General features: G+C 71.8%; 2 protein-coding genes. Both read left to right on the forward strand.

Features of this window, described 5'->3' with window-relative positions:
• The coding region (locus VFZ39_RS12105; RefSeq protein ID WP_330866017.1) for a hydantoinase/oxoprolinase family protein at window positions 1-1450 on the forward strand (1450 nt) is incomplete at its 5' end.
• A complete protein-coding gene (locus VFZ39_RS12110; protein WP_330866018.1) occupies window positions 1447-3360 on the forward strand; it encodes a hydantoinase B/oxoprolinase family protein in 1914 nt (637 codons plus the stop codon). The genes VFZ39_RS12105 and VFZ39_RS12110, both read left to right, overlap by 4 nt.
• Window positions 3361-3395 lie beyond the last annotated feature (35 nt).

The raw sequence follows: 3395 nt of genomic DNA on the forward strand, positions 1-3395 counted from the left end.
GAAGTCCAACGGCGGTGTGCTGAGCGCCGACGAGGTGGTGCACCAGCCGATCACGACGGTGCTGTCCGGCCCGGCAGCCGGGGCGCTCGGGGCGGCGCTGATCGCTCAGGTCGCGGGTTTCGACAAGGTCCTCACCAGCGACGGCGGCGGGACCTCGACCGACGTCAGCGTCGTCATCGGTGGCGAGCCCACGCTGACCACGGAGGGAACCGTCGGGGCCTACCCGTCGAAGATCCCGATGATCGACGTCGTGACCGTGGGAGCCGGTGGGGGATCGATCGCGCACGTCTCGGCCGAGGGGACGCTCAAGGTCGGGCCGCAGTCCGCGGGCGCCGACCCGGGTCCGCTCTGCTACGGCAAGGGCGGCGCGGACGGCGCCGTCACCATCACCGACGCGCACCTGGTGCTCGGCCGGATCCCGCCCCACCTGCTCGGAGGCGAGATCCCGCTCGACCCGGAGGCGGCGCGCACCGGCCTGGAGAAGCTGGCCGACCAGCTCGGACTGACAGTCGAGGCCGCCGCCGTGGGCGTCCTCGAGATCTCGGCGTGGAACCAGGCCAACGCGTTGCGCCAGGTCACGGTCAAGCGCGGGCTCGACGTGCGCGACTTCGCTCTCACCACCTTCGGCGGCTCCGGGTCGCTGCTGCTGTGCCGGCTGATGGACGTCCTCGGGATCCCGACCGTGCTGGTCCCGCCGGACCCCGGCAACGTGTCCGCGTTCGGACTGCTCACCGTCGACGTGAAGAACGACTACGTGCAGACCCACGTGACGCTCGCCGACCGCCTCGACGCCGACGACGTCGCCGGCCGGTACGCCGGGCTTGAGCGAAGGGCGGCCGAGGCGCTGCGGACCGAAGGCTTCCCCGACGAGCAGCACCGGTTCGACCGCACCGCCGACCTCCGCTACTTCGGCCAGGCGTTCGAGGTCCGCGTCGCGGTCCCCGACGGCGAGTTCGACGCCGCCACGGCCGCATCCGTGGCCGACACCTTCCACGCCGAGCACCGCGCGCTCTACGGCTACGACTTCGCCGACGACCCCACGCAGCAGGTCGAGTGGGTGAACCTCCGGGTCTCCGGGATCGGACCGATCCAGCGGCCCGAGATCCGGAGCCACGACGCCGGGGGGTTCGAGGCTCGCGGAGATGTGGGTCGAGGGGCGAGCGAAGCGAGCGTCTCGAGACCTCGCACCTCAACCACCGGCGCGGAGACCAGGCCGGTGTGCTTCGAGCCCGACGACGGGTACGTCGAGACGCCGGTCCACTGGCGGGAGGACCTCGAGCCCGGGACGACGGTGCCCGGTCCCGCGATCATCGAGGAGTTCGGGTCGACCGTCCCGCTCCACCCCGGCTTCACCGCCCGGGTCGACGAGTTCCGCAACCTGATCGTCACGCGTTTCGAGACGCTCGCTGGCGCTCGCTCCTCAACGACCGAAAGCGTGAGTGGGGCATGAGCCGCCGCGTGCCGACCCGGTTCCCGTTCGGGTTCCTGACCGACGACGCGGGCGCCAGCGCCGACCCCGTGCTGACCGAGATCGTGCAGGGCTCGCTGGCGAGCGTCGAGATGGAGGTCGAGACCGCCATCGCCCGCACCAGCCGCAGCCCGATGATCCGCGACGCGCACGACTTCCGCGCCGGCATCCACGACCGGCTGCTGCGCAAGCTGACCGGTCGCTCGTACTCCGCGCTCGTCCACCCCGTGGCTCGCGACTTCCCGATCGAGGACATGCGTGAGGGCGACGTGTTCTTCCACAACGACGTCTACCGCTCCGAGGGCGGGATCGGCCACCTGCCCGACCTCTGTGTGACCGTGCCGGTGTTGTCGGGCGGCCGGGTGGTCGCGTTCGTGCAGGCGTTCGGCCACCACGACGACATCGGCGGCGCGGTCCCCGGCTCGATGCCGAGCCAGGCGACGAGCGTCTTCGAGGAGGGGCTGATGGTGCCGCCCATCAAGCTCTGGGACGCCGGGGTCCCCAACCGCAGCGCGCTCGCGATCATGACGCGGAACTCCCGCATGCCCGAGTCGCTCGCCGCCGACCTCGACGCCGAGTGCTCCGCCTGCCTGATGGGCGCCCGCCGGCTCGGCGAGATGTTCAACCGGTACGGCGTCGAGGCGGTCGAGTCCAGCTTCGACGCGATCATCGGCCGCACCACCGACACCTACCGACGCGAGATCCTCTCCCAGATCCCGGTCGGGAGCTGGACCTGGGAGGACTACGCCGAGCACGACGGCGTCGACGAGCCGAAGCTCCACACCCAGCGGATCACACTCACCCGGACCGCGCCGGACGACCCCGACGGCGAGCGGCTGGTGCTCGATTTCGACGGCACCGGGCCGCAGGCGAAGGGCCCGATCAACCACTGTGGCGACTACAGCGACGGCGTCTTCCTCACCAAGTGGCTGGCGCCGATCCTGCGCAACCTCGCCGAAAGCCCCGAGCGGATGGCCGAGCTCGACGTCAACGAGGGCGTGGTGCCGCTGATCGAGATGCGGTTCCCCGAGCCGGGCACGCTGCTGACACCGGTCTTCCCCGCACCCACCAACGCCCGCACGTTCGTGATCCTGCGACTGCTCGGCGTGCTCGCCGGTGTGGTCGCGAAGGCGGTCGACGGCCGGATGCCGGCCGACCAGGAGACGATCCGCTACACCGGGGTGTACGGCGAGGATCGCGACGGCCGCCCCTACCTGATGCGGGAGGTGCTCGGCGGCGGTTCCGGCGGCCGCTACTACGCCGACGGCGAGGACACCATCCACGTCGTACCCGACTCCCGGAACCTGCCGACCGAGTTCACCGAGTCGCGGTTCCCGTTCCTGGTCGAGTCGCTCTCGCTCGCGGTCGACTCCGGCGGGGCGGGGGAGTACCGCGGCGGGCTCGGCTACGAGAAGCAGATCCGGATGCTCAAGGACGCGCACTTCATGTCGATCGCCGACCGGTCGATCCTCGCGTGCTGGGGCGTCAAGGGTGGACGGGCCGGAGCGCCGTTCCAGGTGACGATCGACCCCGGTGGCCCGCACGAGCGCGAGGTGGACGCGCTGGCGGACGCCGAGCCGGTGAGGGCCGGCGAGGTGATCCGGATCCGCACCACCGGCGGTGGCGGCTGGGGCGACCCGCTGCGACGCGACCCCGCGCTGGTGGTCCGCGACGTGGTGTGGCGCAAGGTCTCTGCGGAGGCCGCGCTGCGCGACTACGGCGTCGTCCTCACCGGGTCGCTCGCGGCTGACGACGTGGGCCACGACGCGGAGGCCACGGCTGCCGAACGCGCTGCGCGGTCGCGTGACGAGGCGGAGCCGTTCTTCGACCGCGGACCCGGCTACGCCCGGCTCGCCGGGGGCGCCACCCACGCCGCGGTCGACCGGGTCTGATTCCCCTAAGTGTCGCGGCGTGTGCCTGAGGGTGC

It is taken from the genome of Nocardioides sp. (genome assembly GCF_036374615.1).
In the GTDB taxonomy this organism is placed as follows: Bacteria; Actinomycetota; Actinomycetes; order Propionibacteriales; family Nocardioidaceae; genus Nocardioides.